Here is an 18119-nt window from a genome sequence, read left to right as displayed (position 1 = left end):
CGGGCGACCGCTACGAGGCGTCGTCGCCGAGGGCAGCGGCCGTCGCCGCCTCCTCCCGGGTGCCGTGCACGGTGCCCTCGGCGTGGCGGGGCGGGGAGCAGATCGCGTACAGCACCAGCGGGCCGGGCCCGACGTTGACGACGTTGTGCCGGGCGCCGGCCGGGACGGCGACGATGTCCCCGGGCGCGACAAACTGCTCCTCGCCGTCGACCACCGCCTTCCCCGCGCCCGAGACGAAGGAGCGGATCTGGTCGTTGTCGGGGTGGGTCTCCTCACCGATCTCGTCGCCGGGCGGGATGGTCATGACCACCAGCTGGCTGTGCTCACCGGTCCACAGCACGCGCCGGAACTCGTGCGACCTCTCCGGCTCGGCCTCGCGAGACCACAGGTGGACGGGCATCGTGACCTCCATCGTCGCCGGGCGCCCGGTGCGCCGGTGCTGTCCCACCTTCTCGCAGCCGGGTCAGCGCCGCACGAGGATGACTCAGCGACCGAGGCGGTCAAGCACCTGCGCGACGAGCTCGGGCAGCCGTCCGGCGATGGTCGCCCAGACGATCTCCGCGTCGACGTCCCCATGACCGAGGGCGAGCCGGTCACGCATGCCGCGGACGAGGGCGAACGGGAGGTCGTCGTTCTGGCCCAGGAAGGCCGCGGGCAGGTCATCGAGGGCGGACTGGACCGTGATGATCAGCCGCTCGCCGGCGAGGCGGAGGACCTGCGCCTCGAGCCCGTCCCCCAGGAAGCCGGTCCGGCCGAAAGAGGTGATGTACCGGCACTGGGCCAGCGCCGTCCGGAGCGCGTCGGCCACCTCGTCGGGCGACGAGCGTTGCCGGTTCACGGCAGCGGGACGGCGTCGCGGCGGGCGTGCCTGGCCGCACCTCCGGAGGACGAGCGCGGCACGACGTCGACCCGGCAGCCGAGAAGATCGCCGAGCCGCTGCTCGAGTGCGACGACGTTGAACAGGTCGGCGCCGGGTTCGAACTCCACAAGGAGGTCGAGGTCCGACGCCTCAGTGTCCGAGCCCTGGGCGGGTTTCCTCCAAGTTTTGCGTCACCCTTGCCTGCCAGGGCAGTGCACAACTATCGAGAAACTCGGCCGGTGGGCTCACGCGAGTGCCTCGACCGCTCGCTCGGCGTCACGGACGCGGAGCTTGCCGGACATGAGGGCAGGGAGCAGGGCATCTCGGGTGGCCGCCGCCCTCCTGGAGCCTGTTCCTGACACCAGCGGACCGTCGGGCGCTTGCTCAGCTCCGACGACGACCGTTACGACGACGGCCGGCATGTCGTCGACACCTCTCTGCGCTCGTCACGATCCTCGCCGGCGTGCCGGAGGCAGAAGCGCTGGCACATTTGCTGGCCGGAGCTCGATCCGCGCGGATCTCTGCGGCCACGTAGGTCGAGTGCCGGGTCGTCATCGGCTCGAGGTTGGGGCTCGCCCAGCAGCGCGGAGACCTGGACGCCCTGATGCGCGACCCGGGCATCGAGATCGTGCCGTTCGACGCGGACCAGGCATCAGTTGCCGTAGACGCGTACCCGGACCACCGCCGAGGCACGGGTCACCCGGCGACCGTCGGATCAGCCGTCCCGGGCCGCCAGCGCCGCCTCCGCCAGCCGGCGTGCCGCGGCGACGGAGTCGACGAGGGGGTGGGCCGCGAAGGCCCGCCACGCGCTGGTCCGGGAGCCGGTGCGGGCGGCGTCCAGGACGAGCCGCTCGCACGCCTTGACCGTCTGCACCCGGGCCAGCATGGCCGGGTCCAGCTGCCGGGCCAGCGGCAGCGGCCGCACGCCGGCGCCGTCGACCTCCACCGGCACCTCCACCACGGCGTCGCCCGGCAGGCCGGCCAGGACGGGGCGGCCGTCGGCGCCGGTGTTGGGCACGTCGAGGATCATCCGGTGCCGCTCCCCGCCGAGCAGGGCGGCCATCAGGTCGACGGCGACCTCGTGGTACCCCCCGCCCAGGTCCGCCGCGGCCCGCTCGCCCGCCCCCGACGTCGCCCGCTCGGTGGCCATGTAGGTCGCCTCCCGCTCCGCCAGCGCGGACCGCCACAGCGGCAGCGCCCGGACTGGCTCGGCCCGGGCGGCGGCGTAGAACCGGCCCTGCTGGTCGGCGAGGAACTCCCCCCGGGTGGACCGCTGGGCGCTGATCCCGGCCACCGCCTCGCGGGTGAAGTCGTAGTAGTACTGGTACTCGTTCGGCAGCGCCCCCAGCGCCCGGACCCAGTCCCCGCCCATCAGGCGGGCCTCCTCCAGCGTGGCCAGGGCGGCGTCGTCGGCGAGCAGCCCGGGCAGCACGTCCCGGCCGCCGGCGCGCAGGGCGAGCAGCCAGCCGAGGTGGTTCAGGCCGGCGTAGTCCACCTCCGCCTCCCCCCGGTCGAACGCGGCCGGGTCCAGCCCGACGGCGCGCAGCGCCCGGCGGACCAGGGCGATGGGCGTGTCACAGATCCCCACCACGCGCCCGCCCAGGTGCGCCGCCATCGCCTCGGTGACGACCGAGGCGGGGTTGGTGAAGTTGATCGTCCACGCCCCCGGCGCGCGGGCGGCGATCCGGCGGGCCAGGTGCTCGGCGACCGGCACGGTGCGCAGCGCGTAGGCCAGCCCGCCCGGGCCGACGGTCTCCTGCCCGAGCAGGCCCTCGGCCAGGGCCACCCGCTCGTCCCGGGTCCGGCCGGCGGTGCCGCCCACCCGGACGGCGGCGAAGACCACGTCCGCGCCGGCCAGCGCCGCGTCCAGGTCGGTGGTGGTCCGCACCCGCGGCCCGCCGCCGGTCTCGGCGGCGAGCTGGGCCAGCACGTGCCCCATGGTGGCCAGCCGGTCGGCGTCGTCGTCGAGCAGCACCACCTCGGCGACGTCGACCCGGCCCCGGGCGGCGGCCACGGCCTGGTACACCAGCGGGACGCGGAAGCCGCCGCCGCCGAGGATCGTGAGCATCACCCGCCCCACCGTAGTGCGATGGCAGGATCGCCCGGCTGAGTGCCGTCCACCGTAGTGCGATGGCAGGATCGCCCGGGTGAGCGCCGTCTCCCCCGCCCCCGGCCTGGACCTGCTCGTCACCGGGCAGGTCTTCGTCGACCTCGTCTTCACCGGCCTGCCCCACCCGCCGCGGCCCGGCACCGAGGTGTGGGCCCAGGGCATGGGCTCGGCGCCGGGCGGCAGCGCCAACCTCGCCGTCGCCGCCGCCCGGCTCGGGCTGGGCACCGGGATGGCCGCCGCGTTCGGCGACGACGCCTACGCCGACTGGCTCTGGACAGTGCTGGGCGGGCAGGAGGGGGTGGACCTGCGGGCCGCGCGCCGGTACCGGTACTGGCACACCGCGGTGACCGTCTCTCTCGGCGTCGAGGGCGACCGGGCGATGGTCACCCACGGCCACCCCGACCCCGACCCGGTCTCCGAGCTCGTCGCGGCCGCGCCGCCGGCCCGGGCCGTGGTCGCCGAGCTGGGCGAGCCGGGCACCGACGCCCAGTGGTGGCGTCCGCTCGCCGCGGACGGCGCGCTCGTCTTCGCGGACGCCGGCTGGGACGCCACCGGGGCCTGGGACCCGGCGCGGCTGCGGATGCTCGCCGGCTGCCACGCCTTCACCCCCAACGCCGTGGAGGCGATGGCCTACACCCGCACCGAGGACCCGGCGGCGGCGGCGCGGGCCCTCGCCGAGCACGTCCCGCTCGCCGTGGTGACGCTCGGCGGCGACGGCGCGCTCGCCGTGGACGCCGCGACCGGGACGGAGGTGCGGGTGGGCCCGCTGCAGGTCCGGGCGCTGGACCCGACCGGGGCAGGCGACGTCTTCGCCGCCGCCCTGGTCACCGGAACCCTGGCCGGGTGGGACCTGGAGCAGCGGCTCCGGTTCGCCGTGCTCACCTCCGGGCTGGCGGTCCAGCACTTCGGCGGGTCGCTCGCCGCCCCGGGCTGGGGGGACGTGGCGGACTGGTGGGCGGCGACCGTGGCGGCGGCCCGCGCCGGCGACCGGTCCGCGCGCGCCACCGCCGAGCGCTACGCCTTCCTCACCGACGCCCTCGCCGGGCACGACCTGGGCCGGGTCCGGCGGGCGGAGGCCACCCTGGCCCGCCTCTCCGACGCCGAGGCCGACGGCGGGCCGGCACCGGCCGCCGCCGTGCCCACCCTCCGGGAGGGCTGACCGGGGCCGGGCTCGCCCGGCCGGGCCCCGGGCGCCGTCGTGGAAGAATCGAGGACCATGAGCGACGCACCCCTGCCGACCGCCGACGCCCAGACCCTGCCGGCGCCGGCGGTGCCGGACAAGGTCGGGCTGGACGGGCTGGAGGAGCGGTGGACCGCCGCCTGGGAGCAGGCCGGCACCTACGCCTTCGACCGCACCGCCACCCGCGAGCAGGTGTACGCCATCGACACCCCGCCGCCCACCGTCTCCGGCTCCCTGCACGTCGGGCACGTCTTCAGCTACACCCACACCGACGTCGTCGCCCGCTACCAGCGCATGCGCGGCAAGGCGGTCTTCTACCCGATGGGCTGGGACGACAACGGCCTGCCCACCGAGCGGCGGGTGCAGAACTACTTCGGGGTCCGGTGCGACCCGTCCCTGCCCTACGACGCGGGCTTCACCCCGCCGCAGGTGGGCGGCGAGGGCAAGTCCGTGCGGGCCGCGGACCAGGTGCCGGTCAGCCGGCAGAACTTCGTCGAGCTCTGCGAGCGGCTCACCGCCGAGGACGAGCAGCAGTTCGAGGCGGTCTGGCGCCGCCTCGGCCTGAGCGTGGACTGGCGCCAGCACTACCAGACGATCGGCCGGGAGGCTCGGCTGGTCGCCCAGGCCGCCTTCTTGCGCAACCTCGCCCGCGGGGAGGCCTACCAGGCGGCCGCTCCCGGCCTGTGGGACGTCACCTTCCAGACCGCCGTCGCCCAGGCCGAGCTCGAGGCCCGGGACTACCCGGGCTTCTTCCACCGGATCGCCTTCCACCGCCCCGACGGTGCCCCGGTCCACGTCGAGACCACCCGCCCCGAGCTGCTGCCCGCCTGCGTCGCGCTGGTCGCCCACCCCGACGACCCCCGCTACCAGCAGCTGTTCGGCACCACCGTCACCTCCCCGGTCTTCGGCGTCGAGCTGCCGGTCCTGCCCCACCCGGCCGCCGAGATGGACAAGGGCGCCGGCGTCGCCATGTGCTGCACCTTCGGCGACCTCACCGACGTGCAGTGGTGGCGCGACCTCGACCTGCCCACCCGGCCGGTCGTCGGCCGCGACGGCCGCCTGGTCCGCGAGACCCCGCCGTGGATCACCACCGCGGACGGTCGCGCCGCGTACGCCGAGATGGCCGGCAAGACCGTCTTCTCCGCCCGCACCATCGTCGTCGAGGCCCTGCGCGCCGCCGGGGACCTGGACGGGGAGCCCACGCCCACCACCCGCATGACCAACTTCTACGAGCGGGGCGACAAGCCGCTGGAGATCGTCACCTCCCGGCAGTGGTACCTGCGCAACGGCGGCCGCCCCTACCGGGAGGCGGACGGCACCGACCTGCGGGCGAACCTGCTCGCCCGCGGCCGCGAGCTCGACTTCCACCCCGACTTCATGCGGGTGCGCTACGAGAACTGGGTGGACGGGCTCAACAGCGACTGGCTGATCTCCCGCCAGCGGTTCTTCGGCGTCCCGATCCCGGTCTGGTACGCCGTCGGCGAGGACGGCGCGGTGGACCACGAGCGCGTGCTCGTCCCCGACGAGGCCCAGCTCCCGGTGGACCCCAGCATCGACGTCCCGCCGGGGTACACGGCGGACCAGCGCGACGCCCCCGGCGGGTTCGCCGGGGAGGTGGACGTCATGGACACCTGGGCCACCTCCTCCCTCACCCCGCAGATCGCCGGCGGGTGGCTGCGCGACCCGGACCTGTTCGCCCGCGTCTACCCGATGGACCTGCGCCCGCAGGCCCAGGACATCATCCGCACCTGGCTGTTCTCCACGGTGGTCCGCGCCCACCTGGAGTTCGGCGGGCTGCCCTGGCGGCACGCGGCGATCTCCGGCTGGATCCTGGACCCGGACCGCAAGAAGATGTCCAAGTCCAAGGGCAACGTCGTCACCCCGATGGGCCTGCTCGCCGAGCACGGCTCCGACGCGGTGCGGTACTGGGCGGCCTCGGGCCGCCTGGGCACCGACGCCGCGTTCGAGGTCGGGCAGATGAAGATCGGCCGGCGCCTGGCCATCAAGGTCCTCAACGCCTCCCGGTTCGCCCTGACCATGGGCGGGGACGGCCCGCTCGACCTGGACCCGCGCCTGGTCACCGAGCCGATCGACCGGGCCATGCTCGCCGGGCTCGCCGACGTGGTGGAGACCGCCACCGCCGCCCTGGACGGCTACGACCACACCCGCGCCCTGGAGACCACCGAGACCTACTTCTGGACGTTCTGCGACGACTACCTCGAGCTGGTCAAGGACCGCGCCTACAACCGCGACGGCGCCCTGCCCGCCGCGCAGGCCGCCTCCGCCCGCACCGCGCTGGCGATCGCCGTCGACACCTTCCTCCGGCTGCTGGCCCCGGTGCTGCCCTTCGCCACCGAGGAGGTGTGGAGCTGGTACCGCCCCGGGTCCGTGCACCAGGCCCCCTGGCCCGACCCGGCCCCGCTGCGGGCCGCGGCCGACGGCGCCGACCCGGCCCTGGTCGATGCCACCGGCACGGCGCTGGCGGCGCTGCGGAAGGTCAAGTCCGAGGCGAAGGTGTCCCAGCGGACCACCTTCGCCCGGGCCCGGCTGCAGGTGCCCGCCGCGGCCCTGCCGGCCGTCCAGGTGACCCTGGGCGACCTGCGGGCCGCCGGCCGGGTGCGCGGGGACCTGGAGATCCTCGCGACCGCCGACGGCGTCGCCGCGGTGACCGAGCACGAGCTCGACGAGCCGCCGGCCAAGCGCTGAGCCGGCAAGGCGAGGAGGACCGATGACCGTCACGACCGACCGGCGCGAGGCCAGCACCCCCGGCGTCGGACGCCTCACGCCCGGGATGTCCATCCCCGGGGTGCTGCGCGACCGGCTGGCCCGCGACCCCGAGGGCACCATCATCGAGCGGCAGGTGGCGCTGGGCACCGGGTTCGTGCCGGTGACCACCCGGGTCTTCGCCGAGGAGGTGCTCGCCGTCGCCGCCGGCCTGGTGGCCCTGGGCGTCGGGCCCGGCGACCGGGTGGCGATCATGAGCCGGACGAGCTTCGAGTGGACGGTGCTGGACTTCGCCGCCTGGGCGGCCGGGGCGGTGCCGGTGCCCATCTACGAGACCTCCTCCGCCGAGCAGGTGCGGTGGATCGTCACCGACAGCGGCGCCTCGATCGTGTTCACCGAGTCCCGGGCGCAGGCCGCGCTGGTGGAGCCGCTGCTCGCCGAGCTGCCCGGGCTGCGCGAGGTGCGGGTCATCGAGGAGTTCGCGCTGGCGCAGGTGGCGGCCGCCGGCACCGAGGTGCCCCCGGCGGAGGTCCAGGCCCGCACCGACGCCCTCGGCCTGGGCTCCCTCGCCACCATCATCTACACCTCCGGCACCACCGGCCGACCCAAGGGCGTGGAGCTCACCCACGGCAGCTTCCTCTCCCTGGTGGTCAACGGCACCGACGACCCGAGCTTCGCCGACGTCGTCCGCGGCCCGGACAAGCGCACCCTGCTCTTCCTGCCGCTGGCCCACGTCTTCGCCCGGTTCGTCGAGGTGCTGTGCGTGTACTCCGGCGCCGTCCTCGCCCACGTGCCGGACGTGAAGAACCTGGTCGCGGACCTGGGCGCCTTCCAGCCGACCTTCCTCCTCGGGGTGCCCCGGGTCTTCGAGAAGGTCTACAACTCGGCCGACGCCAAGGCCGGCCGGGGCGCCAAGCAGCGGGTCTTCCGGTGGGGCGCGAAGGTGGCCATCGAGTACTCCCGCGCCCTGGACCGCGCGGGCGGCCCGTCCGCCGCGCTGCGGGCCCAGCGCGCCGTCGCCGACCGGCTGGTCTACGGCAAGGTCCGCGCCGCGATGGGCGGGCGGCTGCGCTACGCCGTCTCCGGCGGCGCCCCGCTCGGGGAGCGGCTCGGGCACTTCTACCGCGGGATCGGCGTGGTCGTGCTCGAGGGCTACGGGCTCACCGAGGTCGCCGCGCCGACCACCGTCAACCGGCCCGGCCTGGTCAAGATCGGCACGGTGGGCCCGCCCTACCCGGGGACCGCGGTGCGGATCGGCGACGGCGGGGAGGTCCTCGTCAAGGGGCCGAACGTGTTCCGCGGCTACCGCAACGACCCGGCGGCGACGGCGGCGGCGTTCGAGGACGGGTGGCTGCGCACCGGCGACCTCGGCACCCTGGACGCCGATGGGTACCTGCGGATCACCGGCCGGGCGAAGGAGATCATCGTCACCGCCGGCGGCAAGAACGTCGCGCCGGCGGTGCTGGAGGACCGGCTGCGCGGCCACCCGCTGGTCTCCCAGGTGGTCGTCGTCGGCGACCGGCGCCCATTCGTCGCCGCCCTGGTCACCCTGGACGCGGAGATGCTGCCCACCTGGCTGGCCAACCACGGCCTGCCCGCCATGGGCGTGGCCGAGGCGGCGCAGCACCCGGCGGTGCTGGCCGCCCTGGACCGGGCGGTCGCCCGCGCCAACACGGCGGTCTCCCGGGCCGAGTCGATCCGCAAGATCCGGGTGCTGACCGAGGACTTCACCGAGGCCAACGGGTACCTGACGCCGTCGATGAAGGTCAAGCGGGCCAAGGTGCTGACCGACCTCGCCGACGAGATCGACGCGATCTACCGCTGACCGGCGACGGGCCGGGCCGGCTTGCCGGCCCGCTGACCTCTACCGCTGGCTGGCCGCCGGGGCGGGCCGGCCAGGTCCGGCCCCGGTGCCGCCCGCGGCCGACGGCGGCCCGCCGCCGTCGTCCTGGTGGCGGTCGGCGATGTCCTCGTGGTGCCGGATGACCTCCTCGACGATGAACCCGAGGAACTTCTCGGCGAACACCGGGTCCAGGCCGGCCTCCTCGGCGAGCGCCCGCAGCCGCGCCACCTGACGGCCCTCCCGCTCCGGGTCCGACGGCGGCAGCCCGAGCCGGGCCTTGAGCAGCCCGACCTGCTGGGTGCAGCGGAACCGCTCGGCGAGCAGGTGGACCAGGGCGGCGTCGATGTTGTCGATGGTCTTGCGGGCCGCGCGCAGCCCCTCCGGCACCTCCGCCGGCTCGTGGCTGCCGTGGATCCCGAGCGTCGTCATGGCGGCGATCCTACGGGCGGGGCGGGCCGCCCCGGCCCACCGCCCCTCCCCGGCCGCGGCCGTGGCGACGGCCAGGGCCGGGGTTGGGGCCGGCGGTGGGGCGAGCCTCAGACAGCGGGGTCGTCGAGGTCTTGCCGGCGGCCCACCCGGGTGCGGCCCTCCCGGTGCGGGTCGGCGCTCATGGTGAAGACCTGGTCGCTGGGGGTGGCGGCATCGTTCCACCGCAGCACCGCGCCGGCGCCGTCGGGAAGCCCGATGCTGGCCTCGTCGGCCACGGTCACGCCGCCGCCCTGCGCCAGGACGGCCCAGCCCAGGGCGAGGTCGGCCCGCACCCGGTGCGGCGCCGTCGCCCCGAGGTCGATCACGTCGGCCTCGGTCAGCCCGATCTCCAGCGGCCCGTTGCCCACCCACAGCTCCCGGTCGGCCAGCGACGACGGCGGGCCGGCCACGGCCTCGGTGATGACGAGCTCGTCGACCTGGCCGCGGCGCAGCACCTCGAGCACCCCGTCCCGGCCGCTGACCGCCCCGCCCTCCCGGCCGCGGGCCTCCCGGAGCCGGTCCAGCACGTCCTCGCGGCGGCGCAGCCGGAACTGCAGCAGGGCGGCGGAGACGTTGGCGGCGAAGGCGTCCGGGTTCACGCCGTCGGCCCGCGAGCCGCCCTCGACGGGGGTGAGGACCTGCCGGGTCTGCGCGCCGACCTCGTCGGCGACCAGCGCCCGGGCCCGGACGTCCCCGGTGAGCAGGACGAGCTCGGGCCGGCGGGCGGCGACGACCCGGTCGAGCTCGGCCGCGACCGCCTCGGCGTTGCGCTCCCAGGAGTCCTCCGCCCGGGACTCGAACCGGCGGTGGGACCGGCCGCCGGTGTTGACCTTGGTGACCACGTCGTGCCCGCCCTCGAGGCTGGTGCCCTCCCCCGCGGCGCCGGCCACGTTCGCCGACTCGTACAGGGTCAGGTCCGCGCCGGAGCGGTCGACGGCGACGACGAGGTAGCGGACGTGCTCGTCGGCCGCGCGGGCCAGCGCGAAGACGTTGGGACCGGGTGCCCAGATGGCCTCGTCGGCGGCCGGCGGGGTGCTGAGGGCGCAGTCCAGCAGGACCTCGCCGCGGGTGGCGACCAGGACCCGGCCGTGCTGCCCGCCGCCCCGGCTCACCGCCTGGATCCGCTCGCCGAGCGCGTCCAGCGTGCCGTCGTCGGCGCCCTTCTCCGCCAGGGTCCGCTGCAGGTCCTTCCAGCGGGTCAGCACGGCTTGCTCACCGGTCTCGCTCTCACGGGTGGCGTCCAGCACCACGGTGGCGAGGGGGACGTCGGTGGGGAGGTCGGCGGTGATCCGGTCCAGTCGCATGAAGCACCTCGCTGAGTCGGGGGAAAGGTCCCTCCCACTGTGCTACAGCGGTGGGGAGCTCGCCACCCTCGGCGGCGCCCGGTGGGGGCGGCGCAGGGGCCCTCGGCGGGGGCTCAGGCGCTCTTCTCGCGCGGGGTGCGCCGCTTCGGCGCGGCCTCGCGGGGGACGAGGGTGGGGTTGACGTTCTCCAGGACCACCTCGCGGGTGACCACCACGCGGGCGACGTCGTCGCGGGAGGGCACCTCGAACATGACCTCGCGGAGGACCTCCTCCATGATGGCGCGCAGCCCGCGGGCGCCGGTGCCGCGCAGCAGCGCCTGGTCGGCGATCGCCCCCAGGGCGTCGTCGGTGAACTCCAGCTCCACGCCGTCGATCTCGAACATGCGCTGGTACTGGCGCACCAGGGCGTTGCGGGGCTCGGTCAGGATCCGCACCAGGGCGTCCCGGTCGAGCTTCTGCACGGTGGCCACGACCGGCAGCCGGCCGACGAACTCGGGGATCAGGCCGAACTTGTGCAGGTCCTCGGGGCGGACCTCGCCCAGCAGGTCGGCGGCGTCCTCCGCCGAGCGCAGCGGGGCGCCGAACCCGATCCCGCGCCGACCCACCCGGGAGGAGATGATCTCCTCCAGCCCGGCGAAGGCTCCGGCGACGATGAACAGCACGTTGGTGGTGTCGATCTGGAGGAAGTCCTGGTGCGGGTGCTTGCGCCCGCCCTGGGGCGGCACCGAGGCCTGGGTGCCCTCGATGATCTTCAGCAGCGCCTGCTGCACGCCCTCCCCGGACACGTCCCGGGTGATCGACGGGTTCTCGCTCTTGCGGGCGATCTTGTCGATCTCGTCGATGTAAATGATGCCCTTCTCGGCCTTCTTCACGTCGAACTCGGCGGCCTGGATGAGCTTGAGGAGGATGTTCTCCACGTCCTCGCCCACGTACCCCGCCTCGGTCAGGGCGGTGGCGTCGGCGATCGCGAAGGGCACGTTGAGCATCTTCGCCAACGTCTGGGCCAGGTAGGTCTTGCCGGTGCCGGTGGGGCCGACGAGCAGGATGTTGGACTTGGCGATCTCCACGCCGTCGTCCTCGCTGCTGCCGGACTCCCGGGCCTGGACCCGCTTGTAGTGGTTGTAGACGGCGACAGCGAGGGACCGCTTCGCGCCGTCCTGCCCGACGACGTAGTCGCCGAGGAAGTCGTAGATCTGCCGGGGCTTGGGCAGGTCGACCAGGCCGAGCTCGCTGGCCTCGGCCAGCTCCTCGTCGATGATCTCGTTGCACAGGTCGATGCACTCGTCGCAGATGTACACCCCCGGCCCCGCGATGAGCTTCTTCACCTGCTTCTGGCTCTTCCCACAGAACGAGCACTTGAGCAGGTCCGCCCCTTCACCCGTGCGCACCACCGGGTCCCACCACCTTCACGTCTCGTCCATGCGGAGCGGGCGCTGCCCGCGACTCCCACCATTCCACACCACCACCACCGGCGCTGTCTCCCGCGCCGGGAGTGTGGACCGACGGGGCCGGACGACGGCGCCCCGCCGGCCGCCGTCGGGCAGACCGGTCCGGCCCGGCGCTGGCGGTTGCGCACCGCCGGCGCCGGGCCGGAGGCAGGGCCGGGTCAGGCCCTGGTCAGCTGCGGGGTCTTGCGGGACTGCAGGACCTGGTCCAGCAGCCCGTAGTCCTTCGCCTGCGGGGCGGTGAAGATCTTGTCCCGCTCGATGTCGGCGCGGATCTCCTCGACCGACCGGCCGGTGTGCTGGGCGAGGGTCTCCTCGAGCCACTCGCGCATCCGGAAGATCTCGTTCGCCTGGATCTCGATGTCCGACGCCTGCGCGTAGCCGCCGCCCTCCATCGCGGGCTGGTGGATCATCACGCGGGCGTTGGGCAGGCCCAGCCGCTTGCCCGGCGTGCCGGCGGCCAGCAGCACCGCCGCGGCCGAGGCGGCCTGGCCCAGGCACACGGTCTGGATCTGCGGCTTGATGTACTGCATCGTGTCGTAGATCGCCGTGAGCGCGGTGAAGGAGCCGCCGGGCGAGTTGATGTACATGGTGATGAGGCCGTCCGGGTCTTGGCTCTCCAGGACGAGGAGCTGGGCCATGATGTCGTCCGCCGAGGCGTCGTCGACCTGCACCCCGAGGAAGATGATCCGGTCCTCGAAGAGCTTGGTGTAGGGGTCCTGGCGCTTGTAGCCGTAGGCGGTGCGCTCCTCGAACTGGGGCAGCACGTACCGGCTGCTCGGCATCGCGGGCGCGGTCGGGGCCGGCATCCGGCCGGCCTGGGCGAGGAAGGGGGTGTTCACTGCGGGCTCCTGAGGGGTGGTGGGGGGCGGCGTCACTTGCTGTCGGTCCCGCCGCCGCCGGCGACGGAGGCGGAGTGCTCCACGACGTGGTCGATGAAGCCGTACTCCAGCGCCTCGGTGGCGGTGAACCACCGGTCGCGGTCCGCGTCGGCGTTGATCTGCTCGACGGTCTTGCCCGTCTGCTCGGCGGTCAGCTCGGCCAGCACCTGCTTCATGTGCAGGATGAGCTGGGCGTTGATCCGGATGTCCGTCGCCGTGCCGCCGATGCCGCCGGAGGGCTGGTGCATCATGACGCGGGCGTGCGGGGTGGCGTAGCGCTTGCCCTTGGCGCCCGAGGAGAGCAGGAACTGCCCCATCGAGGCCGCCATGCCCATCGCCACCGTGGCGACGTCGGGCTTGACGTACTGCATGGTGTCGTAGATGGCCATCCCGGCGGTGATCGAGCCGCCCGGGGTGTTCAGGTAGAGGTAGATGTCCTTGTCGGGGTCCTCGGCCGCCAGCAGCATCATCTGGGCGCAGATGGCGTTGGAGTTCTCGTCCCGCACCTCCGAGCCCAGCCAGATGATGCGCTCCCGGAGGAGGCGGTTGTAGATGGTGTCGTTCAAGCCCATGCCGGGGTTCTCGGACCTCGCCTGCGGCATCTGCTCGCTCACGTGTGCTCCTTCATCCGGGCGTCCCGCCCGGCAGTCCTAGCCGTCGGAAGATCGTCTAGGGACACTAACGCGCAGGCCGCGCCGAACCGCCCGCAGGACGGCCCTTTTCGCTGACGGCGCACCGGGTGCGGGGGTGGGAGCGGGGCCGGGGGCGGCGGTCTGGCACTGACCGGTCCGGCGCCGACGGCGGTGGGGGGACGGGCCGTCGGCGCGCCCGACGACGGCGGGGGCGGGGGTGGACCGACGCGGCGCCCGGCAGCGGTGGTCGGTACGGAACGGTTCCGGGCCGACCCTCGTCGGGGCCGTGTCAGGGCGCGGGGCGGCACCCCGACGACGCCGCCGCCCGTGGCCGCTGCCGGTCCGGCCGACGCGCCCCCGGCACCCGGTCAGCCGACGGCTGCCAGCAGGTCGTTGCAGGCCTGCTCGCAGGCGCGGCAGGCCTCCGCGCAGACCCGGCAGTGCTCGTGGTGCTCGGCGTGCGCCTCGCACTGCTCGCCGCACGAGCGGCAGGCCTGGCCGCAAGCCTGCAGCATGGTCCGGGTGATGTTGGCGTCGTAGCCGGTGTGCCGGGACAGCACCCGGGCGGTGGTGTCGCAGATGTCCGCGCAGTCCAGGTTGGACCGGATGCACTTGCGCAGCTCGGCGACCATGTCCTCGCTCAGGCAGGCGTCCGCGCACGCGGTACACGCCTGGGAGCAGGCGACCAGGGTCTCCACCGTGCGGGCGAGCAGGTCCCGGTCGAGGTTGATCTCGGCGGGGTAGGTCCTCATCATCTCGGCGGTCTTCATCGTCCGTCCTCTCCGTGCGGCGTAGGTGGGAACGGCGACGGCAGCCGCGGCTCCCGGTTCACTGGCACGCTACGCGCGGCCCGGGCCGGGCGCACCACCGGGCGGGGGCTCATCCGCGGCCCACACCTGCTCCGCGCTCCAGACCTGCTCCGCGTGCGGCACCCACCCATCGTCACGCCAGCGCCCCACCGCCCGACTGCCCACGAAGAGATGGCCGGGGCCGGCACCCGTCGGTGCCGGCCCCGGCCATACGCTGCTCGCGCGGTTACGCCCGCTCGGCGTCCCCCGCCGCGGGCTCCTCGCCGTCCTCCGCCGCGGGCTCCTCGCCGTCGCCGGCCTCCTCCGCGGAGGGGGCCGACGGGGCGGACTCCGGCGAGTCGGCAGACTCCGGCGAGTCCGCCGACTCCGGGGAGTCACCGGACTCCGGGGAGTCAGCGGACTCGGGCGTGCCTTCCTCGTTGTCGGAGCCGACGAACTCGGTCAGGTCGACGGCGTTGCCCGACGTGTCGGTGACGGTCACCTGGCGCAGCGCGAGGGCGAGGGACTTGTCGCGGGCAATCTCGCCGGTGAACGCCTGGATCTGGCCGGCCTCGGCCGCGGCCCGGATGAACTCGTTCGGGTCGATGCCGTACTGCTGGGCCTGGGTGACCAGGAACCGCAGCACCTCGTCCTGGGTAACCGTGACGTCGAGCTCCTCCACGAGCGCGTCCAGGACCAGCTGGTCGCGCAGGAGGTCGACGATCTCCTCGCGGATCTCCTCCGCGTGCGGGTCGTCCGCGTCCTTGCCCTCCGCCTGGAGGTGCCGGGCGATCTCGGCGTCAACGACTCCGGCCGGCACGGGGATCTCGCTGTCCCCGCGCAGCCGCTCCAGGAGCCGGTCCCGCGCCTGCTCGGCCTGCTCGGCGACCTTGGCCTTGGCGGCCTGGGTGCGCAGGTCCGTGCGCAGCTCCTCCATCGTGTCGAACTCGGAGGCGACCTGGGCGAACTCGTCGTCGGGCTCGGGCAGCTCACGCTCCTTCACCGCGGTGGGGGTGACGGTGACCTGGGCCTCCTCCCCGGCGCGATCCCCGCCGGCGAGCCGGGTGGTGAAGGTCGTCGTCTCGCCGGCCTCGCGGCCGATGAGCGCGTCGTCGAGGCCGTCCAGCATGGTGTCCGAACCGACCTGGTAGGACACGCCGGAGACGGAGTCGACCTCCTCCTCCCCCACGGTGGCGTTGAGGTCGAGGACGACGAAGTCGCCGTCGGCGACCGGGCGGTCCACCCCGACGAGGGAGCCGAACCGCTCGCGCAGGGAGTCCAGGGCGGCCTCGACGTCCTCGTCGGTGACCGTGACGTCGTCGACGGTGAGCGTGATGTCGGACAGCTCGGGCAGGTCGATCTGGGGACGGACGTCGACCTCGGCGGTGAAGACCAGCTGCCCGCCGGGGGCGCCCTTCACCGCGGGGATCTCCGTCACCTCGATGCTGGGCTGGCCCATCGGGCGGACGTCCGCCTCGAGGGCGGCCTGGGTGTAGAAGTCCGGCACGGCGTCGTTGACCGCGTGCTCGATGACGGCGGCCCGCCCCACCCGCTGCTCCAGCACCCGCGGCGGCACCTTGCCCCTGCGGAAGCCCGGGACGTTCACCTGCTCCCCGATGTGGGCGTAGGCGTGGTCGAGGGTCGGCTTGAGCTCGTCGTACGACACCTCCACGGTCAGCTTGACCCGGGTGGGCTCCAGGTTCTCGACGGCGCTCTTCACTGCGTGGTCTCCAGTCATCGGGTGGTCGGTGGTCCCGTAGGGCGGGGTGCTGTGGGCGCGCGCGCCCGGAGCCGCACACGCAGACCGCCCAATGCTAGGGCACGGGCGGCTGCCGGGGCGCGGCCGGGTCGGGCCCGTGATCGACGCCACCGCCGCGGGGCCCGTGCTCGCGGGGTCCCGGTCGCGACCGATGCCGCCGACGAGGGGTCCGCGCCGTGCGCGGCCTCGCCGGTCGGGATGGCGGGACTTGAACCCGCGACCTTCCGCTCCCAAAGCGGACGCGCTACCAAGCTGCGCTACATCCCGGTGCGCTCGGCGCCCGGGCTGCTCCCGGTGCACCGTCGGCGCCCGGTGCGGAGTCTACGGGCCTGGCGACGGCGCCCCCGCGGTCCTGGTTACACTTGTCGGAAGCGCCGGACGGCCGCGCGGGTGTAGCTCAATGGTAGAGCCTCTGCCTTCCAAGCAGATGGTGCCAGTTCGATTCTGGTCACCCGCTCCACAGCGAAGAAGTCAATGATGACAACGCTTTACGACCCTTCTGCACCGCCGCCGCCGGCGCCCCTACGGTGTCCGCACACACCCATCTGGTAACCCCATCCGCGACGTCTGACAGCCGCCGCACGTGCCCCGAACGTGCACGACCCCCGCACCGAGCGGTGCGGGGGTCGACGCGGGTCCGGCCGGGATCAGTCGGCCAGGAGTCCTCGCTGGTAAGCCTTGGCGAGCCGCCGCGGCACCTTGACCTCGCGGCCCTGGACGCGGACGGCGACGAGCTCGGTGAGCTCGGCCTTCCACTGGGACCGGCGAGAGCGGGTGTTGCTGCGGGACATCTTGCGCTTGGGAACTGCCATGCCCTTGCCGCTCCTTTCGTACGTGGTGGGGATACGCCAGCGGCAACCTTCGCACGGGACGGGTTCCGCTGGCCAGCCTGAGGAGTCTACCGCAGGTGTGAGATTGCCCCCGGTGCGGCAGTTGCTCCTACGGCGGTGGCGCGGGCCGACGGCGGTCCGGCGGGCATCGGTCCGGCCGACAGCCGTCCGGTGGCGCGACGGTGGTGGCGCTAATGCCGCGCGGTGGGGCGACGTGGCAGCCATGGTGGGACATCGCGGTGATACTGCCCGGGTGACGGAGCTTCGCCTCGCCCACGGCGCCGACGTCCGCGTCGAGCTGGTCGAGCGCCGGTCCCGGTTCCTCGCCTGGCTGCGCCGGGCCGAGGACGAGCCGGCCGCGCGGGCCGTCGTCGCCGAGGCGCGCCGCGCCTACCCGGACGCCCGGCACCACTGCTCGGCGTTCCTCGTCGGCGGCCCGGGACCCGGGCGGGTGGAACGCTCCTCCGACGACGGCGAGCCTGCCGGCACCGCGGGGATGCCCATGCTCCAGGTGCTCCGCGGCGCCGGGGTCACCGACGTGGTCGCCGTCGTCAGCAGGTACTTCGGCGGGGTCAAGCTCGGTGCCGGCGGGCTGGTGCGCGCCTACTCCGGGGCCGTCCAGGCCGCGCTGGACGCCGCCCCGCTGGTCCGGCTGGAGCACACCGAGCTCTGGAGCGTCCGGCTCGGGCACGCCGAGGCGGGCCGGGTGGAGGCCGAGCTGCGCCGGCACGGCTTCGCGGTGGTGGAGACCCGGTACGGCGACGACGGCGTCGAGCTCGTGGTCCGCAGCGCCGACGGCGCCGCGCTCACCAGCGCGGTGGCGGCCATGACCGCCGGCACGGCGGTGCCGAGGCTTGTCGGGGAGACGGTGGTGGAGCGTCCGGCGTGACGCTGACGCGTGCGGGCGAGCCGGCCGGTCAGGACACCGGCGGGAAGGGCTCGGCCGGCGTGGTTCGCCCCGGGTCGCCGGGCTGGCCGTCGCCGCCGGCCGCGCCCGTGGCGCTGCCCATGGCCGGGCCCGGGTGGGCGCTGGGCCGCGACCCCGGGGCGGTGGTGGCGTCGGGGACCTCCGGGCGCAGGTGCCGGGGGCGCCCCGCCCGCTCCTGGTCCGGCCGCTCGTGGTCCTGGCGCTCGTGGTCCTGGCGCTCGGCCGGACGGTTCCGCACGACGCCGCCGACGGCCCGCCGGAGCGCCTCGTACCGGCCGCGGCCGGCGCGGGCGCCGAGCACGTACCCCAGCCCGGCACCGACGACGAACGAGAGCTTGCCCATGCCTCACCTCCCGCGATCCAGGTCC

General features: G+C 74.5%; 16 protein-coding genes, 2 tRNA genes and 1 pseudogene. 5 read left to right on the top strand and 14 right to left on the bottom strand.

All coding sequences use genetic code 11. The features are described from left to right. Positions 1-10 precede the first annotated feature (10 nt). The 4 genes and pseudogenes from MF406_RS06450 to MF406_RS06435 all read right to left on the bottom strand — a co-directional run bounded on the left by MF406_RS06450 (position 11) and on the right by MF406_RS06435 (position 2927). On the bottom strand, positions 11-400 hold the full coding sequence (locus tag MF406_RS06450) for a cupin domain-containing protein (RefSeq protein WP_242897131.1): 390 nt from the start codon (positions 398-400) through the stop codon (positions 11-13). A gap of 84 nt (positions 401-484) precedes the next feature. Next, positions 485-808 (bottom strand): DUF86 domain-containing protein, encoded by a 324-nt coding sequence (locus MF406_RS06445; RefSeq protein WP_242897130.1) that lies wholly within the window; start codon positions 806-808, stop codon positions 485-487. 26 nt (positions 809-834) lie between these two features. Beyond that, positions 835-1014 (bottom strand): annotated as a pseudogene (locus MF406_RS06440) (nucleotidyltransferase family protein); the annotation flags it as partial. Between the two features lie 560 nt (positions 1015-1574). Beyond that, positions 1575-2927 (bottom strand): 6-phospho-beta-glucosidase, encoded by a 1353-nt coding sequence (locus MF406_RS06435; RefSeq protein WP_371744653.1) that lies wholly within the window; start codon positions 2925-2927, stop codon positions 1575-1577. A 79-nt stretch (positions 2928-3006) separates the two neighbouring features. Between MF406_RS06435 and MF406_RS06430 the strand changes: the two genes are divergently transcribed. The 3 genes from MF406_RS06430 to MF406_RS06420 are packed head-to-tail and all read left to right on the top strand — an operon-like array spanning position 3007 to position 8698. Next, positions 3007-4128 carry a PfkB family carbohydrate kinase gene (locus MF406_RS06430; protein ID WP_242897127.1) on the top strand — a complete coding sequence of 374 codons (1122 nt, stop codon included), beginning with the start codon at positions 3007-3009 and terminating at the stop codon, positions 4126-4128. Positions 4129-4185: 57 nt separating this feature from the next. Then, a complete protein-coding gene (gene valS / locus MF406_RS06425; RefSeq protein ID WP_242897126.1) occupies positions 4186-6855 on the top strand; it encodes a valine--tRNA ligase in 2670 nt (889 codons plus the stop codon). Positions 6856-6877: 22 nt separating this feature from the next. Continuing rightward, on the top strand, positions 6878-8698 hold the full coding sequence (locus MF406_RS06420) for a long-chain fatty acid--CoA ligase (RefSeq protein WP_371744616.1): 1821 nt from the start codon (positions 6878-6880) through the stop codon (positions 8696-8698). 39 nt (positions 8699-8737) lie between these two features. On the opposite strand, the gene MF406_RS06415 is transcribed toward MF406_RS06420, so the two are convergent. The 8 genes from MF406_RS06415 to MF406_RS06380 form a co-directional block, all read right to left on the bottom strand. Then, a complete protein-coding gene (locus MF406_RS06415) occupies positions 8738-9145 on the bottom strand; it encodes a chorismate mutase (protein ID WP_242897125.1) in 408 nt (135 codons plus the stop codon). A 107-nt stretch (positions 9146-9252) separates the two neighbouring features. After that, complete coding sequence (locus tag MF406_RS06410; RefSeq protein ID WP_242897124.1) at positions 9253-10488, bottom strand: Vms1/Ankzf1 family peptidyl-tRNA hydrolase; 1236 nt, start codon at positions 10486-10488, stop codon at positions 9253-9255. A 113-nt stretch (positions 10489-10601) separates the two neighbouring features. Next, on the bottom strand, positions 10602-11879 hold the full coding sequence (gene clpX / locus MF406_RS06405; protein ID WP_242897123.1) for an ATP-dependent Clp protease ATP-binding subunit ClpX: 1278 nt from the start codon (positions 11877-11879) through the stop codon (positions 10602-10604). Positions 11880-12094: 215 nt separating this feature from the next. Further along, positions 12095-12742, bottom strand: coding sequence for an ATP-dependent Clp protease proteolytic subunit (locus tag MF406_RS06400; protein WP_242897707.1), 648 nt, complete (start codon positions 12740-12742; stop codon positions 12095-12097). Positions 12743-12807: 65 nt separating this feature from the next. Beyond that, positions 12808-13416: an ATP-dependent Clp protease proteolytic subunit gene (locus tag MF406_RS06395; protein WP_242897706.1), complete on the bottom strand. Its 609-nt coding sequence runs from the start codon at positions 13414-13416 to the stop codon at positions 12808-12810. Positions 13417-13814: 398 nt separating this feature from the next. Further along, a complete protein-coding gene (locus MF406_RS06390) occupies positions 13815-14216 on the bottom strand; it encodes a four-helix bundle copper-binding protein (protein WP_242897122.1) in 402 nt (133 codons plus the stop codon). A 265-nt stretch (positions 14217-14481) separates the two neighbouring features. After that, positions 14482-15954: a trigger factor gene (tig, locus tag MF406_RS06385; protein ID WP_242897121.1), complete on the bottom strand. Its 1473-nt coding sequence runs from the start codon at positions 15952-15954 to the stop codon at positions 14482-14484. A gap of 232 nt (positions 15955-16186) precedes the next feature. Beyond that, positions 16187-16260: transfer RNA gene (locus tag MF406_RS06380), tRNA-Pro, on the bottom strand. 119 nt (positions 16261-16379) lie between these two features. Between MF406_RS06380 and MF406_RS06375 the strand changes: the two genes are divergently transcribed. Continuing rightward, positions 16380-16453 (top strand) — tRNA-Gly (locus MF406_RS06375). Between the two features lie 187 nt (positions 16454-16640). Here MF406_RS06375 and rpmF read toward each other — a convergent pair. Beyond that, a complete protein-coding gene (rpmF, locus tag MF406_RS06370) occupies positions 16641-16805 on the bottom strand; it encodes a 50S ribosomal protein L32 (RefSeq protein WP_242897120.1) in 165 nt (54 codons plus the stop codon). Between the two features lie 271 nt (positions 16806-17076). Here rpmF and MF406_RS06365 point away from each other — a divergent pair, with 271 nt between their 5' ends. Next, positions 17077-17712 carry a YigZ family protein gene (locus MF406_RS06365; protein ID WP_242897119.1) on the top strand — a complete coding sequence of 212 codons (636 nt, stop codon included), beginning with the start codon at positions 17077-17079 and terminating at the stop codon, positions 17710-17712. Between the two features lie 28 nt (positions 17713-17740). Here MF406_RS06365 and MF406_RS06360 read toward each other — a convergent pair whose 3' ends face one another. Continuing rightward, positions 17741-18094 (bottom strand): hypothetical protein, encoded by a 354-nt coding sequence (locus MF406_RS06360; RefSeq protein ID WP_242897118.1) that lies wholly within the window; start codon positions 18092-18094, stop codon positions 17741-17743. Between the last annotated feature and the right edge of the window lie 25 nt (positions 18095-18119).

This window comes from Georgenia sp. TF02-10 (assembly GCF_022759505.1).
Classification (GTDB): domain Bacteria; phylum Actinomycetota; class Actinomycetes; order Actinomycetales; family Actinomycetaceae; genus TF02-10.
This window is presented reverse-complemented; position numbering and strand designations above follow the sequence as displayed.